Source organism: Sphingopyxis sp. QXT-31, assembly GCF_001984035.1.
GTDB lineage: Bacteria > Pseudomonadota > Alphaproteobacteria > Sphingomonadales > Sphingomonadaceae > Sphingopyxis.
Genome location: NZ_CP019449.1, coordinates 537,669 through 555,110, shown reverse-complemented (window position 1 = coordinate 555,110; position 17,442 = coordinate 537,669). Strand labels below are relative to the sequence as shown.

Annotated in this window: 26 protein-coding genes and 1 pseudogene; 15 read left to right on the top strand and 12 right to left on the bottom strand. The window is 64.9% G+C overall.

The window, feature by feature from the left end:
- The first annotated feature begins 99 nt into the window (after positions 1 to 99).
- Both BWQ93_RS02775 and BWQ93_RS02770 read left to right on the top strand, forming a co-directional pair.
- Positions 100 to 543 carry a glycine zipper 2TM domain-containing protein gene (locus tag BWQ93_RS02775; protein ID WP_187140408.1) on the top strand — a complete coding sequence of 148 codons (444 nt, stop codon included), beginning with the start codon at positions 100 to 102 and terminating at the stop codon, positions 541 to 543.
- Positions 544 to 997: 454 nt separating this feature from the next.
- Complete coding sequence (locus BWQ93_RS02770) at positions 998 to 1,495, top strand: hypothetical protein (RefSeq protein ID WP_156878110.1); 498 nt, start codon at positions 998 to 1,000, stop codon at positions 1,493 to 1,495.
- Between the two features lie 28 nt (positions 1,496 to 1,523).
- On the opposite strand, the gene BWQ93_RS21035 is transcribed toward BWQ93_RS02770, so the two are convergent.
- Positions 1,524 to 1,859 (bottom strand): hypothetical protein, encoded by a 336-nt coding sequence (locus BWQ93_RS21035; protein WP_232314719.1) that lies wholly within the window; start codon positions 1,857 to 1,859, stop codon positions 1,524 to 1,526.
- 106 nt (positions 1,860 to 1,965) lie between these two features.
- A complete protein-coding gene (locus tag BWQ93_RS02760; protein WP_077029184.1) occupies positions 1,966 to 2,136 on the bottom strand; it encodes a DUF1328 domain-containing protein in 171 nt (56 codons plus the stop codon).
- A gap of 366 nt (positions 2,137 to 2,502) precedes the next feature.
- Here BWQ93_RS02760 and BWQ93_RS02755 point away from each other — a divergent pair, with 366 nt between their 5' ends.
- Genes BWQ93_RS02755 through BWQ93_RS02745 form a run of 3 tightly spaced genes read left to right on the top strand, consistent with a single transcriptional unit; the run spans position 2,503 to position 3,614 of the window.
- Positions 2,503 to 2,688: a DUF3606 domain-containing protein gene (locus BWQ93_RS02755; RefSeq protein WP_232314718.1), complete on the top strand. Its 186-nt coding sequence runs from the start codon at positions 2,503 to 2,505 to the stop codon at positions 2,686 to 2,688.
- The gene (locus BWQ93_RS02750) at positions 2,685 to 2,951 is read left to right on the top strand and encodes a hypothetical protein (RefSeq protein WP_077029182.1); all 267 of its coding nucleotides are present in this window, start codon (positions 2,685 to 2,687) and stop codon (positions 2,949 to 2,951) included. The genes BWQ93_RS02755 and BWQ93_RS02750 overlap by 4 nt, the downstream gene beginning before the upstream one ends.
- 42 nt (positions 2,952 to 2,993) lie before the next feature.
- Positions 2,994 to 3,614 carry a retropepsin-like aspartic protease family protein gene (locus BWQ93_RS02745; RefSeq protein ID WP_077029181.1) on the top strand — a complete coding sequence of 207 codons (621 nt, stop codon included), beginning with the start codon at positions 2,994 to 2,996 and terminating at the stop codon, positions 3,612 to 3,614.
- Between the two features lie 207 nt (positions 3,615 to 3,821).
- Here the strand turns inward: BWQ93_RS02745 and BWQ93_RS02740 are convergent, their stop codons facing one another.
- Positions 3,822 to 4,103: a hypothetical protein gene (locus tag BWQ93_RS02740; protein WP_077029180.1), complete on the bottom strand. Its 282-nt coding sequence runs from the start codon at positions 4,101 to 4,103 to the stop codon at positions 3,822 to 3,824.
- Positions 4,104 to 4,143: 40 nt separating this feature from the next.
- On the opposite strand from BWQ93_RS02740, the gene BWQ93_RS02735 reads away from it, so the two are divergent.
- From BWQ93_RS02735 to BWQ93_RS02715, 5 genes are all read left to right on the top strand, one after another.
- On the top strand, positions 4,144 to 4,803 hold the full coding sequence (locus BWQ93_RS02735) for an SOS response-associated peptidase family protein (protein WP_077029179.1): 660 nt from the start codon (positions 4,144 to 4,146) through the stop codon (positions 4,801 to 4,803).
- A 60-nt stretch (positions 4,804 to 4,863) separates the two neighbouring features.
- On the top strand, positions 4,864 to 5,538 hold the full coding sequence (locus BWQ93_RS02730; RefSeq protein WP_077029178.1) for an SOS response-associated peptidase: 675 nt from the start codon (positions 4,864 to 4,866) through the stop codon (positions 5,536 to 5,538).
- The gene (locus BWQ93_RS02725; protein ID WP_077029177.1) at positions 5,538 to 5,717 is read left to right on the top strand and encodes a DUF6961 family protein; all 180 of its coding nucleotides are present in this window, start codon (positions 5,538 to 5,540) and stop codon (positions 5,715 to 5,717) included. Before BWQ93_RS02730 ends, BWQ93_RS02725 begins: the two co-directional genes overlap by 1 nt.
- The gene (locus BWQ93_RS02720) at positions 5,714 to 6,304 is read left to right on the top strand and encodes an alpha-ketoglutarate-dependent dioxygenase AlkB (protein WP_077029176.1); all 591 of its coding nucleotides are present in this window, start codon (positions 5,714 to 5,716) and stop codon (positions 6,302 to 6,304) included. Before BWQ93_RS02725 ends, BWQ93_RS02720 begins: the two co-directional genes overlap by 4 nt.
- Positions 6,305 to 6,384: 80 nt before the next feature.
- Positions 6,385 to 6,660, top strand: a complete 276-nt coding sequence (locus BWQ93_RS02715) for an HU family DNA-binding protein (protein WP_077029175.1) — start codon at positions 6,385 to 6,387, stop codon at positions 6,658 to 6,660.
- Positions 6,661 to 6,669: 9 nt separating this feature from the next.
- On the opposite strand, the gene BWQ93_RS02710 is transcribed toward BWQ93_RS02715, so the two are convergent.
- Entirely contained in the window at positions 6,670 to 7,092 is a 423-nt protein-coding gene (locus BWQ93_RS02710) for a VOC family protein (protein WP_077029174.1), read from the bottom strand.
- A gap of 345 nt (positions 7,093 to 7,437) precedes the next feature.
- On the opposite strand from BWQ93_RS02710, the gene BWQ93_RS02705 reads away from it, so the two are divergent.
- The gene (locus tag BWQ93_RS02705) at positions 7,438 to 8,352 is read left to right on the top strand and encodes an endonuclease (RefSeq protein WP_077029173.1); all 915 of its coding nucleotides are present in this window, start codon (positions 7,438 to 7,440) and stop codon (positions 8,350 to 8,352) included.
- Between the two features lie 14 nt (positions 8,353 to 8,366).
- Complete coding sequence (locus tag BWQ93_RS20625) at positions 8,367 to 8,525, top strand: hypothetical protein (protein ID WP_156878109.1); 159 nt, start codon at positions 8,367 to 8,369, stop codon at positions 8,523 to 8,525.
- Between the two features lie 284 nt (positions 8,526 to 8,809).
- Here the strand turns inward: BWQ93_RS20625 and BWQ93_RS02700 are convergent, their stop codons facing one another.
- From BWQ93_RS02700 to BWQ93_RS21220, 6 genes are read right to left on the bottom strand one after another with little or no spacing between them, the layout of a single operon-like run.
- Positions 8,810 to 9,193 carry a nuclear transport factor 2 family protein gene (locus BWQ93_RS02700; RefSeq protein ID WP_077029172.1) on the bottom strand — a complete coding sequence of 128 codons (384 nt, stop codon included), beginning with the start codon at positions 9,191 to 9,193 and terminating at the stop codon, positions 8,810 to 8,812.
- A 59-nt stretch (positions 9,194 to 9,252) separates the two neighbouring features.
- A complete protein-coding gene (locus BWQ93_RS02695; protein ID WP_077029171.1) occupies positions 9,253 to 9,543 on the bottom strand; it encodes a hypothetical protein in 291 nt (96 codons plus the stop codon).
- Complete coding sequence (locus tag BWQ93_RS02690) at positions 9,540 to 12,071, bottom strand: cbb3-type cytochrome c oxidase subunit I (RefSeq protein ID WP_077029170.1); 2,532 nt, start codon at positions 12,069 to 12,071, stop codon at positions 9,540 to 9,542. The genes BWQ93_RS02695 and BWQ93_RS02690 overlap by 4 nt, the downstream gene beginning before the upstream one ends.
- Complete coding sequence (gene coxB / locus BWQ93_RS02685) at positions 12,068 to 13,015, bottom strand: cytochrome c oxidase subunit II (RefSeq protein ID WP_077029169.1); 948 nt, start codon at positions 13,013 to 13,015, stop codon at positions 12,068 to 12,070. Before coxB ends, BWQ93_RS02690 begins: the two co-directional genes overlap by 4 nt.
- Positions 13,008 to 13,373: a c-type cytochrome gene (locus BWQ93_RS02680; RefSeq protein ID WP_077029168.1), complete on the bottom strand. Its 366-nt coding sequence runs from the start codon at positions 13,371 to 13,373 to the stop codon at positions 13,008 to 13,010. Before BWQ93_RS02680 ends, coxB begins: the two co-directional genes overlap by 8 nt.
- Positions 13,370 to 13,687, bottom strand: a complete 318-nt coding sequence (locus BWQ93_RS21220; protein ID WP_232314717.1) for a hypothetical protein — start codon at positions 13,685 to 13,687, stop codon at positions 13,370 to 13,372. Before BWQ93_RS21220 ends, BWQ93_RS02680 begins: the two co-directional genes overlap by 4 nt.
- Here BWQ93_RS21220 and BWQ93_RS21490 point away from each other — a divergent pair.
- Positions 13,583 to 14,002, top strand: a pseudogene (locus BWQ93_RS21490) (c-type cytochrome); the annotation flags it as partial. The gene BWQ93_RS21220 and the pseudogene BWQ93_RS21490 overlap by 105 nt on opposite strands.
- Here the strand turns inward: BWQ93_RS21490 and BWQ93_RS21215 are convergent.
- Both BWQ93_RS21215 and BWQ93_RS02665 read right to left on the bottom strand, forming a co-directional pair.
- Positions 13,995 to 14,657, bottom strand: a complete 663-nt coding sequence (locus BWQ93_RS21215; RefSeq protein ID WP_077029166.1) for a cytochrome b — start codon at positions 14,655 to 14,657, stop codon at positions 13,995 to 13,997. The pseudogene BWQ93_RS21490 and the gene BWQ93_RS21215 sit on opposite strands and share 8 nt — an antisense overlap.
- Positions 14,654 to 15,313 (bottom strand): cytochrome c oxidase assembly protein, encoded by a 660-nt coding sequence (locus tag BWQ93_RS02665; protein ID WP_232314716.1) that lies wholly within the window; start codon positions 15,311 to 15,313, stop codon positions 14,654 to 14,656. The genes BWQ93_RS21215 and BWQ93_RS02665 overlap by 4 nt, the downstream gene beginning before the upstream one ends.
- A gap of 134 nt (positions 15,314 to 15,447) precedes the next feature.
- Here BWQ93_RS02665 and BWQ93_RS02660 point away from each other — a divergent pair, with 134 nt between their 5' ends.
- Both BWQ93_RS02660 and BWQ93_RS02655 read left to right on the top strand, forming a co-directional pair.
- Positions 15,448 to 15,906, top strand: a complete 459-nt coding sequence (locus BWQ93_RS02660; RefSeq protein ID WP_232314715.1) for a DUF2231 domain-containing protein — start codon at positions 15,448 to 15,450, stop codon at positions 15,904 to 15,906.
- Positions 15,903 to 17,249 carry a PQQ-dependent sugar dehydrogenase gene (locus BWQ93_RS02655; protein WP_077029164.1) on the top strand — a complete coding sequence of 449 codons (1,347 nt, stop codon included), beginning with the start codon at positions 15,903 to 15,905 and terminating at the stop codon, positions 17,247 to 17,249. Before BWQ93_RS02660 ends, BWQ93_RS02655 begins: the two co-directional genes overlap by 4 nt.
- Positions 17,250 to 17,442 lie beyond the last annotated feature (193 nt).

The window sequence follows — 17,442 nt, the reverse complement described above, 5'->3', positions numbered from 1 at the left end:
GGGGGCGGAACTCGACATGGTTTCAGGGGTCTAGATCATGAGGGGCCAGCGCATGCCCCGCCAAGTCGGCCCGGCACGCAACCAAATGGAGTGATGCCGATGAACCGCCTGATGATCCTTCCTCTCGCCGCCGCGACCGCCATGGTCGGGGCCTGCGCCTCGACCGGCAGCAGCTATGCCTATGACGATGGCGGCTATGGCTATTATGATCGCGCCTATTACGACCAATATGGCCGCTATGACTATGATCGCCCCGACCCGCGCTACAGCGGCTATTATGCGGAGAATTATTATCGCAACGACCGGCGCTATCGCGAACGCCGCCTTAGCGACAACGACCGCATCTATCGCGGCCGCGACAACAAATATTATTGCCGCCGCAACGACGGATCGACCGGCCTGATCGTCGGCGGGATCGCGGGCGGCGTGCTCGGCAACGTGATCGCCGACGGCAGGTCGGAAACGCTCGGCACCGTGATCGGCGCGCTCGGCGGGGCAGCCGTCGGGCGCGAAATCGATCGCAGCAATGTGCGCTGCCGATAACAAAAATCGACGCCCATGGGAACAATCCTCCCGCCTGCGCGTCAATAGGTTGCAAGCTCGGGTCTCAGGACCCGACTTCAGGAAAGCCCCGCCGCCTTGTGCAGCGGGGCTTTACCATTTTAGGCATCGAGCGCCCCGTCCTCAGCCTTGTTAACGCTCGCGGTCTAGGCTGAAAGCGTTCGGGATTTCAGGAGGTTCGGCCGTCCGCGGGTGGGGCCGGTCCTCCACGGGCGTTCGACATCGATCGGTTACCTTGTCTGCGACGACCTGTCGCGCGACCTTGAACAATTGATCAGCCTCGCCGACGAGGCGCTCTACACCGCAAAGCGAAGCGGCCGCGGCATATGCCGATATCAGGACGCTGCCGAGGTACAGGCAGCGGCTTAAAAACGGCCCGGGAGCAGCAACATCCGTTCACGTCGCGCGTTGGTGCTGCGAGGGGGATCGAGGATAAATGATGCCCCGTATTCTATTGCTCATGACGTCCGTTCTCGCAATCGGTGCCGCCACCCTTTCGCTCCAGTCCTGCGGCAGCGAACCGGTTGAGGCCGCACCGCCGGAAGCAGCGACGAGCGCGCTCGTCACGCTGCCCGATGGATCGACGATGGCGGCAGCATCCGGATCGCTCACGCGCGAGATGGCCGATTGGCTTGCATCGCGCGATGGCCAAAGCGAGACATTCACTTTTCATGGCTTCAACGAAGACAGGCCCAAACTGACAAGCATTGGACTCGGGCGCGCCGCAGACCTCGTCACCGTCCTTCGCGCAGCTCCGGCCGCGACAATCGAAATAGCCGGCGACGAAGCCCAGATTAGCCTTCTCGCCCATTTGCTCGAGGATCGCGGGGTCGCATCCGAGCGGATGAAGGTCGTCCCCGCGGCCGGGATCGGAACCGCCACGCTGACGCTCCATCGCGGCGCGCCGTCTCCGCTGATGACGGCGAAGTCCTGAACCGCTGCCAGGCGAAAGAAGGCCGACTTTAGTCGGTCAACTCCTCGAACCACTGCGCATAGGGCGTGTTGACTGCCATGGGTCGATTGAAGTCCGGGGCTCCATCGTCCCACCACACCGGCCCACGCTCGCCAAGCGCGCGCTTCGACCGATCGACCGCGGAGCGAGCCCGCCGAAGCGCTATGCCGTCCTTGGCTGCGAGCGCCGCTCGCACGTCCCGCCGGGCAATCATCAGTTCGGATATTAGTCGCTCGCGCTGGCCAGGCTCTAACGCCGGGTTCGACATACGCCAAAGTCGGCCGCGAATGACGAAATAGCGGCCGTCCGGCGTGACATCCAGTGTGTCGGGGCGGTGCTCAGACACGGCCGATATGGCGAGAAGATATAGTCGTGTGCCGGCGACCGAGGGGTTTGTGATCGCCGGCACCCGTGAGGATGGCAAAGTCGGAAACTTCGGCCATCCCGGAAACTCAGGGCAATGTGCGGCGTCCGCGCCCGAAGACGAAGGCGACGATGAAGAGGACGACGCCGATCACGAGCAAGATCTTGGCGAAGTCGGCCGAAAGGCCGGCGATGCCGCCGAAGCCGAGAAGCGCCGCGACGAGCGCGACGACGGCAAAGATGATAGCCCATCTGAACATGATAAATCTCCCGTCTGGACGCAGTCCGCCAGTCGCCCGACCGCACTTGCGGGGGACGGTGAAGGCCGCGCCAATTCATCCTTGGTGGATGTCCGGGTAACGCTGGCTCGCTTCGAAAGTTCCGCGCCACAAGAGCATCCGCTCTCCCGAATAACCTGTGTTAATCCGAAAATTTTCTCGGGAACGCTTGCCGCCATCGGTGCGTCATTCGAGGTTGAGATGCCTTCCCCTGAACCGGCGGGAAGGCCTATCGAAGGCAAAGTACCGACAGGATCGCGGCACAGACGGGCGCGGAAATTCTGCGCCTTCTGGGCCGGGCCGCCGCTCCCGCGCGGCCCGGCTTCGCGCTCCCTCACACAGGAGACCATGATGGCTGACGACAAGAGGCTGACGGGGGCGCCCGATCGTGATCGGATCAGCCTTTCCGAAGACTATGAGATCCGCGACTGGACCGCGAGCCTCGGCGTGGGCGAGGATGAACTTCGCGAGGCGGTCGATGCCGTTGGGAACAGCGCGGACGCCGTTCGCGCCTATCTGAACAGCGGCCGATGACTTGGGACGCTGCCGCAACGGCGCCGATCGAGCGCATCGCCCGGGTCCTTGCCGGACATGAGCTCAGCCGGAACGGCGAAGGCGAACTGGAATCGGCGGCCGCTGCGGTCGACGTTCTCTGGCCGGATTACACGGCCGCGGCGCTCGCTATCCTCAAGACGATGCGGGAGCCGAGCGGGCGCATGCTGGCGGTCGGGGATGCCCAGGTCTGGGAACGCATGATCGCCGCAGCGATCGAGGACGAGACGATCTCGGAGAGCTGATCGTTCAGCCCCGCGACACGAGGCCAGCGCTAGAGGCCTGATATGTCCCTCACCACCGATCTCGCTTGGGAACAGCTCGCGATCTATGCGGCCGGCGCGGCGCTGGTCCTGATCCTGCTGTTCAAAATCCCCTATGTCGGCCGCGTGCTGCGCGGCCTCTTCTCCTTCGCGCTTCTCGCCTTCGCGATCTTCCTTATCCTTGAGCAAGCTCCTTTCGATCCGAACCTCGGCCGCCTCACCGCGGCGCTCGGTCTCGATCGACAGCAGGTCGTCGGCAGCGAGGTGCGAATCCCGATGGCGCGCGACGGGCATTTCTGGGTCGATGCCGAAATCAACGGCATCAAGCGAAAGATGCTTGTCGACAGCGGCGCCACCGTGACAGCCCTGTCGCCGGAAACCGCGCGCGAAGCAGGGGTTGAAGCCGATGCAACGCTGCTGCCGCTCCTTATGCAGACCGCGAACGGGACGGTGCGCGCCAAGGCGGGAACGGTCGATGCGCTCGCGGTCGGTGCGATCGAGGCACATCGGATGAAGGTCGTGATCTCACCCGCGCTCGGCAAAACGGACGTGCTCGGTATGAATTTCCTGTCCCAGCTCGCCGCCTGGCGCGTCGAGGGCCGCACGCTCTTCCTTGTTCCTCAACCCGCCGCAGTCGACCCTTGACCGACACGGCGCAGATTCGCCTTTGTTCCATTTTTGTTCTATGATCCTCGACCGACTCGCAGCGAAGGACCGGCCATGGGCGACGTAATCCAGTTCGACAGATCCGAAGGTGGCGACCGCATCCTCGGCCATTCGCCCGCCAATGATTTTTTCGCGCCCGGCGGTTTTCTCGCCGCGATCAATGCGGTCCATATCACCGGCGCGCATCTAGCGCGCGCGATCGAGACGATCCGGCATCTCGTGGTGAAGAGCCCGAGCGACGTCGCGGAGCATGGCCGTCTTCTTGAGCGTTTCGCGCGTGAGCATGAGCTCGGTGATTATGGCGGCGCCGCGCTCCACGCGCGCGCAATCGCCCTCGATCGCTGGGCGCAGGAATTCGACCCGTTCGGCGAGAGCGACATCAGCGGCTTCTACGCCGCCGGCGGCAGCGCCCCGCTCGTCGAGACCGAGATCGGTCTCGGATTCGAGCCGGCGAGCTTTGCGGAACAAGTCGAAAAATGGACGAAGATCTTCGCCCGACCCCCGAGAGATGAGCCGCCTCTACACCCTTTCCGCCACGGCTTCGGACGTCGCCGATCATTTCGGTGCCGGCGGCTTTACCGATATCGCCGTTCCCTCGGAGACGATCGAGGCCCTCCCCGGCCTCGTCGTCCACGAAATGAACGGCCGACGGCACCTTCGCCAGATGCTCTGGGGCTTCCCGCGCCTTACCCGCGAGATGCGGCTGCGCGGCGATCCGCCGGGCCGCATCGGTCTCGTCGCCGATCTCACCAACCCGATGTGGGAAGGTCTCGTCGTCGAGCCCCGCTATCGCTGCCTCATTCCGCTGACTCACTTCGCCAACCCCAACGGCTCGCCCGGCGAGAAAACCCGCAGCTGGTTCTCGGCCGAAGGCCAGCCGATCATGGCCTGGGCCGGCTTCGCCAAGAACACCCCCGAAATGGGTGCCGTTTACGCCGGTATGACGATGGATGCGAACGAGCTCGTGCATCCCACCAACGACCGCATGCCCGTCCTCCTCATGCCTCACGAATATGAGCGCTGGCTCCACGGCTCGATCAAGGATGTTATCGGCTTCCAGTTCCGCCCGCCACCGCCTGCGGAAAATTTCGTCGCCGAACATACCGACGATCTTTGGCGCAGCGGCAAATTGCCGCCGAGCGCGCAGCCCCAGCAAGCGCTGCTCTAGCAGAGCGCCGTTGCCGCCCATGTCCTTCCTTCCCGGCCCGATGCTGATAGACTGACGTCCATGTGCAATCTCTACACCGAGCGCAAAAGCGCGGCCGAGGTTGCGGCGCATTTCGGCGTCGACCTCCCCCTACCGGCTTTCAACAGCGCCGAGGATGTGTATCCCGGCTATTCGGGCATCGTCGTCCGCGAAGAGCAGGGAAAGCGCGTCCTTCAGTCAATGACTTGGGGTTTCCCGCGCCACTCGAAAAGCAAGAAGACGGGCCTGCCCAACAAGCCAAGTCCGACGAACAACGCACGCGACGATCAGCTCTTCAATCCTTATGGCATGTGGAGCCAATGGTTTGCCCAGCCGGCGCATCGCTGCCTGATCCCGTTCACCGCATTTGCCGAAGCCGTCGGCGAAAAAGGCGCAATGACGAAGACCTGGATCAGCGTCAGCGATCAGCCGCTCGCAGCCTGGGCGGGACTCTGGCGCCCCACCGACGAATGGGGCGACGCCTATACCGGCGTCATGGTGGACGCGACCGAGGAACTGCTCGATATCCACGACCGCATGCCGGTGATCCTCCGTCCCGAGGATCATGAGGCCTGGCTGCACGCGCCCGCCGAGAAAGCGTTCGAACTCGTGCGCAAATATCCCGGCGACCGCCTCGTGGCCCAGCATAGCAGCGACCCATGGAGCAACCGCGGCAAGACCCTGCCTCGACCGCCCGTGATGCCGACCCTGCTCTGATGTTCACCCAGGAGCGCCATCTCTGGGCCTGCGCGCTCGCGGTCGAGAAGCAGCATGGAGCGGGCGCGCCGCGCTTCGTCGCAGCGCGCATCGGCGCGCTCGCACTCGCGGGCGACGGTGCGGGCGTCGAGCGCTGGAAAACGATCGCGGCGAAACTGAACGCACTCGCAAGGACATGAAGCACGGCCCTGTCAGCAAAAGTGCCGCGGCGCAGGCCGATCTGTTTGGCCGTGCACTGCTTCCCGGTCTCGAAGCGGCCGAAGCCTTCGTCACGGAAGCCGAGGAAACGGCGCTCATAGCCCATATCGAGCATGCTGGGCTCGAGGCCTTCAAGTTCCAGCAATGGGAGGGCAAACGCCTGACCCGCTCATTCGGATGGAGCTATGATTTCCAGACGTGGGTTTTCGCACGCGCCGCGCCGATCCCCGACTGGCTCGCGCCGATCGCCGCTCGCGCCGAGCGTTTTGCAGAACTTCCGCTGGGCGCCCTCGCGCAGGCGCTGCTGATTTCATATGGCCCCGGGGCCGGCATCGGCTGGCATAAGGACCGGCCCGTCTTCGAGCATGTCGTCGGCATTTCGCTGGGAGCAGAGGCGGCGATGCGCTTCCGGCGCCGCCGCCATGACAAGTTCCACCGCTTCTCATTGCCGCTCGCGCCGCGCTCGATCTATCGTCTCGCTGGCGAAGCGCGGCACGCGTGGGAACATAGCATCGCGCCGATCGAGGAGGCGCGCTGGTCGATCACCTTCCGCAGCCTCGCGAGTTGATCGCGATAGCGAAGGCAAATATTCGCTCCTATAGAGACCGCCCGGTCGGCGAGGGGCCGACCGCATAAGGGAGAAATTGAATGAACCGTGCCGACCTTTCGGACGCAGTTGCTAGCGCGCTCGGAACCAGCAAGGCCGACGGCAAGAAGGCTGTCGACGCCGTGTTCGCCGCGATCGCCGACGCCGCCGCCAAGGGCGAGGAAGTATCGGTGAACGGCTTCGGCAAGTTCAAGGTCAAGGAAAGCGCAGCCCGCGAGGGCCGCAACCCTTCGACCGGTGAGACCATCCAGATCGCAGCCTCGAAAAAGCTCGGCTTCGGCGCGGCGAAGGCGGTCAAGGATCGCCTCAACGGCTAAGACCCGACGTCAGGCGTCGAAGGTCACATGGCCTTCGGCGTCGATCGGCCAAGCCGGATTCCACGCGATTTCCCAAGCATGATCGTCGGGATCCGCGATATAGCCCCGATAGCCGCCATGCGGCGGCGCGTCGCCTGGCCGCAGCACCCGGCCGCCTGCACCTTCCAACGCCGCGATCACCGCATCGACCTCTTCCGGCGTCCCGACATTATGCGCGAGCGCGAAGGACCCCGGGCCGCCGAACGATGTCCGCGTCATGTCTTCGGCGAGCTTTGCTTCAAGCCATGTGCCGAGGACGAGGCCATTCATCTGATAGAAGGCGACTTCCTCGTTCGCGAACACCGGCGTCCAGCCAAAGCCCTCGCTGTAGAAGCGGCGAGACCGGACGAGGTCCGCGATCCCGAGCGTCACGACTGCAATCTGCTGCTGCATGCACCTGTCTCCGCTGTAGTCCCCTCGACAACGACAAGGGGGCAGGCTTGTTCCCGCGAGCGTGAGTCTCCCAAAGTCGTTCTCCCCAACAAAAGCTCGTGGGGACCGCGAAAAATATCCAACGGGAGCATGTCTGCACGAAGTCCAGAGAACCGGAAGACAATTAGTAAAGTTGATCGAGATCAACACGATATCACAGATCGTTCGGAACAAATCCTCACGCGCGCGCATTCTTGTTTTGCCTCGTCTCTCCCCTGGTTCCCGGGAGACTAGGCTCCCTCCCGAGCTGTTATTCCTGCCAACGAATTGGTTGAAAGCGTTCGGCGTCGCGGCCAGAAGCGCCCGATGAACCAGCGCCTCCTCTTCCTCGCCGCTTCGCTCCTTTCGCTCAGCGCTTGCGCAGGGGCCGAGCAAGCCCCGCAGCATCGTCAGCTCGCAGTCCCGCACGACCGGCCGCTCACGCTGACGAGCTGGAATCTCGAATTTCTTGCCGAGCGGAACGGTGACGGGTGTCAGCCGCGAACCGACGCCGACTATGCCGCCATGCGAGAAATTGCCGACGGCCTCGACGCAGACGTGATCGCGTTTCAGGAAGCGGAGAGTGTTGCGGCGGCAGAACGTGTGTTTGATCCTGCCCGCTATGCCATCGTCATGGAAGAGCGCGCCGGCGCACCGAGCGGGACCTGCGGCGGCGAGCACAAGTCGCAGCGCGTGATTCGCCAGGCAGTCGGCTTCGCGATCCGCAAGACTATCGCGTTCGACCGCCACGCCGATGTGAAGGGCCTGATGCTCGGCAATCCACAGCTGCGCTCGGGGGTCGACATAACCCTTCGACCGGTGGGCGCGAGACCCCTTCGCCTGCTTTCGATTCACCTCAAGTCGGGCTGCTTTGCCGGAGACACAGCCAAGGCCTGCCCGATCCTCGCAGAGCAGGTTCCCGCGCTCGAGGCGTGGATCGATGCGGCTGCAGAAGCGCCCGTGCGCTTCGCCGTGCTCGGCGACTGGAACCGCAGGCTTGGCCTTGAAGGCGACCGCATCTGGTCCGAGATCGACGACGGTACGCCGGCGAACGCAGACCTCCGGCTCGCCGATGCCGGGACGCGGCCGAAATGCGATCCGCGCTATGACAGCTTCATCGATCATATCGTGCTCGACCGGCGCGCCGGCGCGGACATGCTAAGCTTTGCCGAGACGCTCTACGGGAAAGACGTCAAACATTATTCCGACCACTGTCCTGTATCGGTGGCGCTGGCGCGATGACGGGAAGAACCACCATGGACCAGGAACTTGTCGAAGCGCTTGAATTTCTGCTCGGCCGCGATGACGACGGCGCCTTGTTCGATCGCGAAGCGCCGGAAGGCGGATATCGCTCGCAAGGTCTCGAAACCGCGCTGAGGACGATCCGCCGCAAGCTTCGCGCCCGAGCGGATTGACCTTGGCCGCAATGCCGCTGGCCCGGAGGGCCGAAAACCGCACTCTTGCCGGAGCCGCAGCAGGGGCGGCGTGCGCGCGGGAGCGGCGGGCCGGACGGGGCGGAGCCGTGGCCGGAGCCGCGCGCAGCTTGGCTTGCCCGCCGTGACAGCGCGCGCCCGCACCGGCAAGAAGCGAGGCAAGTGTGCAGGCGCGGCCGGACATCCGTGCGACCCCTGGCCGAGCCTGCGAGGCCAGAGCGCGCTCGACAGATGCCGCGCTCAACCTCGGCCGAAGCAGTCTCCGATCACAGCTCTGACGACGGACAAGCGGTGCATTGAGCGAGAATGATCTGCCAGCGGTCACCCTGCTGCTTCCAGAGACGAAGATAGGAGAAGGTTCCGAAGAAGGCCGTGCCGCCATAGGATCCGGCGACATCGGTCGTCACGACGACGCTCGCCAGGTCACCATAGGGCCGAACGAGACGGTCGCCCCGAAAATCGAGTGAACTCAAGTCGAGCAGTCCCGAACGATGCGCCGCGATATCGTCGTCACGCGATCGCCTCACACCCTGTTGGTCGACGAAGATCATATCATCCGCAAGCAGCTGCTCCAGTGCTTCGGCATCGCCCGCCAGCATCGCCGTACGAAGCGCTTCGTCGCATGCCGCTATCGCTTCGATCACCTGCATCCATCTCGCTCCCTCGTTTACTACCGGCCCGAACCGGCACGGCCTTCGCTCCCGCCGTCCTATCGATCAACGAGCAAGACCGGCAAATATTGAAAGACGATTCCGAGCCCGCCGAATGCCAGCGCCAGCATCGCCGCGCGCCGTCGCCACCAGGCGAAGGGATCGCCGGGCGTTTCACGCGAAACCGCTACGAACATCCACGCCGCAGCGCCGAGAAGGACCAAGGTACAAAGCGATGCCGCGAGACGTACGCCGGTCCAGCTGCCCCCGAACTCGGCGAGGAGGTAGAGGAGGAAGAAATGCACGGCCCACAGGATGAGACCGCCCATGATGATGAGCCAGCTCTTCATCCGCCAACGCCGACCAGTCGCGAAACGAGGGTGCCCGTCGCCCCTTGGGCCGCGGTGTAGACGAGAAAGAGCATCGTGAGGTCGATGCTGTTGTTTCTCGGCTGCGCGACAAGCCCCCGTACAGCGCGCGCGGCGCAGTAGAGCGCCATCAGCATTGCGATCGCCGCCGCACAGGCCTGGAGAGCCAGCAGCGCGTAGGCGACGGCCCCCTGCCCGCTCGCGGTCGGATCGAGCCCGCTGCCCGACCAGCTTGCGTAATCCAGACCGAGCGCCGCACTTGATGCCGCCGCGGAGAACAGAAGCGCCATCACCGACCAGAATGGCGAGCGTCGAAGGACCGAGCGCGCTGCGAGCGCGAACCCGATCGCTGCAGCGTAGAGCATGAGCATCGATATCGCCTCGCCAAGGGGCGGCGGCGCCCGCCAGAAACCAGGCTGGTTCGAGGACAGGAAGGCAAGGCTGAACAGCGCCATAAGAAAGATCATGCCCATCACGACCAGCAGGATGATCATGGCCCACCAGCCATGGCTCGAGGGCCCGGTCACATAGGTCGGGACGCAAATGTCGGCGCCAATGTCGACGCCCTCGATTTCGATTGGCCGGTCGGTTTCCCAAAGCCATCGCAGGACCGAGATCACCGCGAGGACGCCGCTCACCCATGCGAACATATAGGCCTGCACCGTCAGCGCGAGGAAGAAGCCCGCAGTAAAGATCGCGGCGGCGAAGGGCGATGGCGACGGCCCCGGCATGATCTGCAGATATTGGGGCTCGGCGAGCAGCGGGCTGGTGACGATCGTCTCGCGACGGCCTGTCGCCGAGCGCGGGAGGAAATAATGCCCCTTCTCGACCTCATCGGCGAGCGCAGGATCGTCCCACAAGGGCTCGCGGCTCGTCACGACCGGGATCGAGCGCGTCGAATAGAGCTCGCTCGGCAACCATTCGAGCGTGCCGCCGCCATAGACATTTCCGGCATTGCCTTCGCCCGGCGCGAGCCGGAAATTGCGCGCCAGATCGACAAGGAAGAGGAGCACACCGAGCCCGAGCATGAAAGCGCCGACCGTCGATATGAGGTTGGGAAGTTCGAGCCCTTGCCCCGGCAGATAGGTGTAGACGCGCCGCGGCATGCCCTGCAGCCCTGCCAGATGCATCGGCAGGAAAGCGACATTCATGCCGGTGAACATGAGGCCGAACACCCATTTGGCGAGCCGCTCCGACAGCGCGCGCTTGCTCACCATCGGGATCCAGTAATAGAAGGCCGCGAACAGCGGAAAGACCATACCGCCGATTAGGACGTAATGAAGGTGCGCGACGATGAAATAGCTATCGTGCGCCTGCCAGTCGAAGGGCACCATCGCTACCATCACACCCGTCAGACCCCCCGTCACGAAAATGACGATGCTGCCCATCACGAAGAGGCCGGGCGCATTGAACTTCGGCTTGCCGATCGCGAGCGTCGCGATCCACGAGAAGACCTGAATGCCCGCCGGCACGCTGACCGCCATCGAGGCGGCCGAGAAGAAGCCCGTCGTCATCGGCGGCATGCCGGTGGTGAACATATGATGCGCCCACACGCCGAAACTGATGAAACCCGTCGCGATCATCGCAAGGACGATGAGCCGGTAGCCAACGAGCCTCTCGCCCGCGACGGTCGCGACGATCATGCTCATCATCCCGGCGGCGGGCAGGAAGATGATATAGACTTCGGGGTGGCCGAAGAACCAGAAGAGATGCTGCCAGAGCAAGGGGTCTCCGCCGCGCGTCGCGTCGAAGAAGGGCCAGCCGAACGCGCGCTCGATCTCGAGCAGCAAGGTGCCGAGAATGATGCTCGGAAAGGCGATCACGATCATCACCGCGAAGACGAGCATCGCCCAGGCGAAGATCGGCATCCTGTCGAGGCGTATGCCCGGCGCGCGCGTCCGCAGCACGCCGACGATGATCTCGATCGCCCCCGCGATCGCGCTGATCTCGATGAAGCCGATGCCGAGCAGCCAGAAGTCGGTGTTGATTCCCGGCGAATAGGCCTTGGACGTCAGCGGCGGATACATGAACCAGCCGCCGTCGGGCGCAAGCCCGACGAAGATCGAAGCGAAAAAACAAAGTCCGCCGACGGCATAGGCCCAGAAGGCATAGGCGGACAGCCGCGGGAACGGCAGATCGCGCGCCGCGAGCATCTGCGGGAGGAGGAGCACGCCTGCCGCCTCGACCGCGGGCACCGCGAAGAGGAACATCATCACCGTGCCGTGCATGGTGAAGACCTGATTATAGGTGCCCTGCGGCAGGATCTCGAGCATCGGCGCCGCGAGTTGCGCACGCATGAGCAGCGCGAGCACCCCCGCCATCAGGAAAAAGAGAAAAGCGGTTCCGAGATAATAGATGCCGATATAATTATTGTTGACCGCGAACAGATATTCCCAGCCCTTGGGCTTGCACCAGATGCGGCGGAGGTCCTCCTCCTCTTCTTTCGGCCGCTCGTCCCGGGTCGGGAAACGCTCATAAAGCGCGGGATCGAACCCCGTTTCCGATCTCATTTGAGCGAGACCAGATAGGCGGTGAGCGCCTGCAGTTCCTCGCCGCTGAACTGATGATAGGCGGGCATACGGTTCGCGGGCTTGATCTCCTGGCTGTCGGCGACCCAGCCCGCCATCGTCCCCGGATTATTGGGCAATATGCCCGCGCCCAGCGTCCTGCGCGAACCGACATGCGTCAGATCGGGGCCGGCCAGTCCACGCGCCGGCGTGCCGCGGATCGTGTGACAGGCGGCGCAGCCGCTCGAGAGAAAAAGTGCAAGCCCCTCGCCGCCGGCGCCTTGCGACGGGAGCCGCGAAGCCTGCCATCGCGCAAAGTCCGCCGGGGTGTGGGCCACCAACACAAACCCCATCAGCGCGTGCGGGCCGCCGCAATATTCGGCGCACTGTCCCTTGTAGATACCCGGCGCATCGGCCTCGATCAGCAGGCGATTGGTGCGCCCCGGTACCATGTCCATCTTACCGCCAAGCCGCGGCACCCAAAAGCTATGGATGACGTCGGCCGCCTCGAGTTCGAGCAGGACGGGCTGTCCTATCGGAATGTGGAGTTCGTTCGCATCGCGCAGCGTCTCGCGGCCTTGTCCGTCCTGATAATGGACGCGCCACCACCACATCTCGCCGATGACCTTGACGCGCATGGCGCCTTCGGGAACGCGCGCCGCCGAAAGCGAACTGGTGAGCATCAGGCCCCACACGAGCAGACCCGTGAGCACGACCGAGGGAAAGGCAAATCCCAGAATCCAGATCGCCTTCTCGCCGCCGAGCCGGGTCTTGAGCCGAGGCGATCCGCGCAGCGCGATCCAGAGTGCGCCAAGCACGATCGCCAATATCACGGTTCCGCCAGCAAGCAGCACCCAGGCAAGCAGGGTCACGGGCTCCGAATAGGGGCCGGCAGGATCGAGCACGGCGGGCGGCCAGCCTTCGGAAGGCAGCGCCAGGTCAGTCATCGAGGCTCAGCAGCCAGGCGGCGATGTCGTCGGCTTCGGCTCTTTTCATCGGTATCGCCGGCATTGCGGTCCCCGGCACCATTGCCGGCGCGTCGGTGACGAAGGCGGCAAGTTGCGGCGCGCGATTGGGCAGTTCGCCGGCGATCAGCGGGCGCGCGCCGAAGCCCGCGAGCGGCGGTCCCGCGCGCCCTTTCGGCCAGGCGATCCCGGGCATGGCATGGCAGGCGCCGCAACCAAGCCGCGCCGCCGCATCGCGCCCGCGCGCGATGGCGGCGGGGTCTGCGGGTGCCGTTTCAACCGGGGCGGGCGCGCAGGCGCCGAGCAGCATCAAGACCGAAATCGCAGCGCCCCCTTTCATAGCTGTTCACCGTCCTCGTTTCGCTTTGGGAACCACCTCGCGCGGCCATTGGTTCCCGAAGCGTGCGCAAAGCCTCCCTCCTCCTCCTGTTCCTCCTGTCCGCATGCCAAGCGCCCGCGCCGCCCGATCGCTTCCGCGCGACGGGCGAGACGATCGCGATGAGCGGCGGCGATGCCGGCGCCGAAGCGGCCTGCTTCACCTGTCACGGGCTGCAGGGCGAAGGCGACGGGCGCGACGCGCCGCGCCTCGCCGGACTCGACGCGGGCTATCTCCATCGGCAGCTCGACGATTATGCAAATGGTCGCCGCGAGCATGCCGCGATGCGCGAGATCGCCCGCAAACTCGGCGATGGCGACCGATCGAAAGTGTCGGCATTCTACGCGGCGATCAGGCCCGCGGCGTGGCCGGTCGAAGCCGGCAGTCCGACGGGTGCGCGCCTCTACGACGAGGGCGATCCCGCGCGGGGATTGCCGTCCTGCGCCTCGTGCCACGGTGTGGGCGGCGTGGGCGATGCCGCTAATCCGCCGCTGGCCGGTCAGTCCGCCGCTTATATCGCGGGTCAGCTTCGCGCGTGGCGCGAAGCGAAGCGCAATAATGACCCGCTAGGCGAGATGCGCCGCGTCAGCCGCCTGCTCTCGGACGCCGAGCTTGCGGCGGTGTCCCGTCATGCGGCGTCCTTTCCGCCCCATCCTCCGGAAGCTCGGGCAACATCCCCCGCAGCACGTCGTGCCGATCCCAGAAATGATGTTTCAGAGCCGCGCCCACGTGCAGCGGGATCATCGCGACGAGGAGAATGATCAGGAGCGCATGGATTCCCTCCGCCCAGTCGAGAATCCACCACTGAATGCCTTTTTCCAGACTGTCGAAGGGCATGTGCGGCCAGGGAAGGAGCCCCGCCACTTCGAGCGGCTCGCCGCCGACCACCGACCACATCGCCCAGCCCGAGAGCGGCAGACCGAAAAAGCAGACGTAAAAGAGTATGTGCGTCACATAGGCTGCGGCCGTCTGCCAGCCCAGCCGGTCGGCATCGTTGATGGGACCCGGCACGATCATCCGCCAGATCGCGCGCAGCGCAGCAAGCACGAGCATCAGCAGGCCGAGTTCGGCATGAACTCGAAACGCCTCCAACTTGTCGCCGCCCGCATCGATGCGGCTCATTCGCCAGCCCCAGCCGAGCTGGAAGAGGATGAGCGCAGCCATCGTCCAGTGGAATAGCTGCCCGACGGGCGAGTAGCGGCGGTCGGCGGCATAACGCGCCGCCCACGCCTGGATCGCCTCGATCATGCTGCCACCGCGGGCGGCTCGCCGAGGAGGCGCCACCCGGTCCAGAGCGCCGCGCCGAGATAAAGAGCCGCGGCAGGAGCCCACATAATGAGCCCCGCCAGTTGCTGATCTTCGAGCGGCGCCATCCCCCAGGCCATCGTCGTCGCGAGATGGGGCGCATAGAGGGGCGTGCCCGCGAAGGTGATGAGCGCCCCGAGCAGCCCCATCTGCACCATCATGGCAAGCAGCAGGCCGATCGCGAGCGGCGGCGACGACGAGCGATGCGAAGCCCAGAAGCCGAACGCGGTCGCGAGCAACGAAAGCTGCATCAACCAGAAAGCGCCGTCACTCGCCAGCGCGAGAGCATAGGGCGCCGGCGCGTGCCAGATCCAGAATGCGAGAATGTGCGCGGCCGCCCATAGCGGCGCACCGCCGCGCAGCCGAAACCGCGGCAGGCCGAGCGCGAACAGCGGAGCAGCAACCGCGGTCAGGATGATATGGTGCGCGACGCGCACCGAGAAGAGCGCCGACGACAGGGCGCATAGAGGCGACACGAACAGCAGGACGATGAGGGCGAACCCGGCCCAGAAGGGACCGCGCGCTTTCCATCGCCACGCCATCAGCGCCGCGGCGCCCAGCGCCACGAGCAGCCAGGGATCGAGATTCCAGCGCAGCATCCAGTCAGCCGGGATCGGCGCGGGACCGCAATAAGGAATCGAGGACGGATTCATCCAATTGCCAACGTCGCGCCCGGCGCGCGGGTTCCGGGAAACTATTGGGCGGTCGGCGCATTATCCAGACGGGGGCCTGCATGGAGATCAATATGGCAACGGCCCCATCGCCTCGCACCGACCCGCCCTATCGCCGACGCGCGCCCCATCCGCTGCACGCCATTCTCCTCGCCTTTCCGGTCGCCCTGTTCAGCAGCGCGCTCCTTTCCGACATCACCTATCTCAACAGCGCCGAGATGCAGTGGAGCAATTTCTCGGCCTGGTTGATCACGGGCGGGCTGATACTCGGGGCTCCGGTGCTCCTGTGGTCCGCCATAGCATTTATCCGAGGCCGAAAGCAGCTAAAGCGCGGGCCTGCCATCGCCTATTTTCTGCTGATCCTCGTTATGTGGATCGCGGGCCTCGTGAACGCCTTCAAGCATAGCCAGGATGCCTGGAGTTCGGTCGGCACGACCGGCGTGACCCTCTCGGCCCTATCCACACTTGCAGCGATTGCCGCCGCCTGGCTTCTCCACGCAGCGAAGGAGCCCCGCGCATGAACCGCCAGACCTCCTTCGGCCTCGTCGCTGCGGCGGCGCTAGCGGCCGCGCTCGCCGGCTGCGGCAAAGGCGATGAAAAGCTCGACCAGACGGGTGCCAGCCCGAGCCTGCCGAAGATCGACGAGACGCTCGTCCCACCGATGAAGATCGCCAAGCCTGCAGGCTGGAACGGCGAGCTTCCGACCGTTCCCGCCGGTTTCACGATCGTGCCGGTCGCGACGGACCTCAAGATTCCGCGACAGATCCTCGTGCTCCCAAATGGCGATATCCTCGTCGCCGAAGGGTCCGGCGGCCATGCGCCGAAGCTCCGCCCTAAGGATGTGATCGCGGGCTATATCAAGAGCCTTGGAAAATCCTCGGTGAAGGGCGGCGACCGCATCACCTTGCTGCGCGACGCGAATGGCGACGGCAAACCCGAACTTCGTACCAGCTTCATCGAGGATCTCGACGCGCCCTATGGTCTCGCGCTCGTCGGCGACGACCTTTATGTCGCCAATCAGGGTGCGCTGCTGCGCTTCACCTACACGCCTGGCGCGACGCGCATCGCGGGCAAGGGCGAGGAAGTGACCAAGCTCCCGGCAGCGATCAATCATCACTGGACGAAATCGCTCGCCGCGAGCGCGGACGGGTCGAAGCTTTATGTCGGCATCGGCTCGAACAGCAATATCGGCGAGCGGGGAATGAGCATCGAGGAGGATCGCGCCGTCATTTGGGAGGTCGATGCCGCCACCGGCGCGAGCCGCATCTTCGTCTCGGGCATCCGCAACCCGACCGCCCTCGCCTTCGAGCCATCGACGAACATCCTCTGGGCGGTGGTGAACGAACGCGACGAGCTTGGCGCCGAGCTCGTACCCGATTATCTGACCTCGGTGCGCGAGGGCGCTTTCTACGGCTGGCCCTACAGCTATTGGGGACGCCATCCCGACCCGCGCGTTCATCCACAAAAGCCCGAGCTCGTCAGGACCGCAGTCACTCCCGATTATGCGCTCGGTTCGCACGTCGCGCCGCTCGGGCTGAGCTTTGCGACCGAAGGCGGGCTGCCGGGCTATGAGACGGGCGCCTTCGTTGGAGAGCATGGCAGCTGGAACCGCCAGACTCTCGCCGGCTACAAGGTCAGCTTCATCCCCTTCGCCAACGGACGTCCTGCCGGCAAGCCGAAGGATTTCGTGACCGGCTTCATCAAGGACGGCAAAGCGCGCGGTCGCCCGGTCGGCGTCACCTGGGACCCGGCGCGCGGCGCGCTCTGGATCGCCGACGATCTCTCTAACACGGTGTGGCGCGTCACCGGACCCCGTGCGCTCGCGATGGGATCACCGGTCGCTGCTGCAGCCAGCAAAAGATAATCAGGCGGAGCCGCCAGGCTTGAAGCGGATCACGCGCCAGGTAAAATAAGCGAAGAACGCCGCCATGATCGCGCTAAGGTGTGGCACTGCCCACCTTCTTCCGCCTTCCGGCACCTTCGCGCCCCGCGGCGCGCGGTCGGCGTTAGACGCGCGCTGGGCGGCGCTGATGGAGCGGGGACATAGCGACGCGTCT

Bases quoted from the DNA above. Each gene is read 5' to 3' on its own strand.
- BWQ93_RS02720 (WP_077029176.1), top strand. From the start codon at position 5,714: ATGAAGCACGGCCCTGTCAGCAAAAGTGCCGCGGCGCAGGCCGATCTG.
- BWQ93_RS02665 (WP_232314716.1), bottom strand. From the start codon at position 15,313: ATGCTGCGCTGGAATCTCGATCCCTGGCTGCTCGTGGCGCTGGGCGCC.
- BWQ93_RS02655 (WP_077029164.1), top strand. From the start codon at position 15,903: ATGAACCGCCAGACCTCCTTCGGCCTCGTCGCTGCGGCGGCGCTAGCG.
- BWQ93_RS02735 (WP_077029179.1), top strand. From the start codon at position 4,144: ATGAGCCGCCTCTACACCCTTTCCGCCACGGCTTCGGACGTCGCCGAT.
- BWQ93_RS02770 (WP_156878110.1), top strand. From the start codon at position 998: ATGATGCCCCGTATTCTATTGCTCATGACGTCCGTTCTCGCAATCGGT.
- BWQ93_RS02660 (WP_232314715.1), top strand. From the start codon at position 15,448: ATGGAGATCAATATGGCAACGGCCCCATCGCCTCGCACCGACCCGCCC.
- BWQ93_RS02730 (WP_077029178.1), top strand. From the start codon at position 4,864: ATGTGCAATCTCTACACCGAGCGCAAAAGCGCGGCCGAGGTTGCGGCG.
- BWQ93_RS21220 (WP_232314717.1), bottom strand. From the start codon at position 13,687: ATGCTCGCGGCGACCATTTGCATAATCGTCGAGCTGCCGATGGAGATA.
- BWQ93_RS02745 (WP_077029181.1), top strand. From the start codon at position 2,994: ATGTCCCTCACCACCGATCTCGCTTGGGAACAGCTCGCGATCTATGCG.
- BWQ93_RS02690 (WP_077029170.1), bottom strand. From the start codon at position 12,071: ATGAGATCGGAAACGGGGTTCGATCCCGCGCTTTATGAGCGTTTCCCG.
- BWQ93_RS02710 (WP_077029174.1), bottom strand. From the start codon at position 7,092: ATGCAGCAGCAGATTGCAGTCGTGACGCTCGGGATCGCGGACCTCGTC.
- BWQ93_RS20625 (WP_156878109.1), top strand. From the start codon at position 8,367: ATGGACCAGGAACTTGTCGAAGCGCTTGAATTTCTGCTCGGCCGCGAT.
- BWQ93_RS02700 (WP_077029172.1), bottom strand. From the start codon at position 9,193: ATGCAGGTGATCGAAGCGATAGCGGCATGCGACGAAGCGCTTCGTACG.
- BWQ93_RS21215 (WP_077029166.1), bottom strand. From the start codon at position 14,657: ATGATCGAGGCGATCCAGGCGTGGGCGGCGCGTTATGCCGCCGACCGC.
- BWQ93_RS02755 (WP_232314718.1), top strand. From the start codon at position 2,503: ATGATGGCTGACGACAAGAGGCTGACGGGGGCGCCCGATCGTGATCGG.
- BWQ93_RS02680 (WP_077029168.1), bottom strand. From the start codon at position 13,373: ATGAAAGGGGGCGCTGCGATTTCGGTCTTGATGCTGCTCGGCGCCTGC.
- coxB (WP_077029169.1), bottom strand. From the start codon at position 13,015: ATGACTGACCTGGCGCTGCCTTCCGAAGGCTGGCCGCCCGCCGTGCTC.
- BWQ93_RS02715 (WP_077029175.1), top strand. From the start codon at position 6,385: ATGAACCGTGCCGACCTTTCGGACGCAGTTGCTAGCGCGCTCGGAACC.
- BWQ93_RS02750 (WP_077029182.1), top strand. From the start codon at position 2,685: ATGACTTGGGACGCTGCCGCAACGGCGCCGATCGAGCGCATCGCCCGG.
- BWQ93_RS02725 (WP_077029177.1), top strand. From the start codon at position 5,538: ATGTTCACCCAGGAGCGCCATCTCTGGGCCTGCGCGCTCGCGGTCGAG.
- BWQ93_RS02760 (WP_077029184.1), bottom strand. From the start codon at position 2,136: ATGTTCAGATGGGCTATCATCTTTGCCGTCGTCGCGCTCGTCGCGGCG.
- BWQ93_RS02695 (WP_077029171.1), bottom strand. From the start codon at position 9,543: ATGAAGAGCTGGCTCATCATCATGGGCGGTCTCATCCTGTGGGCCGTG.
- BWQ93_RS02775 (WP_187140408.1), top strand. From the start codon at position 100: ATGAACCGCCTGATGATCCTTCCTCTCGCCGCCGCGACCGCCATGGTC.
- BWQ93_RS02705 (WP_077029173.1), top strand. From the start codon at position 7,438: ATGAACCAGCGCCTCCTCTTCCTCGCCGCTTCGCTCCTTTCGCTCAGC.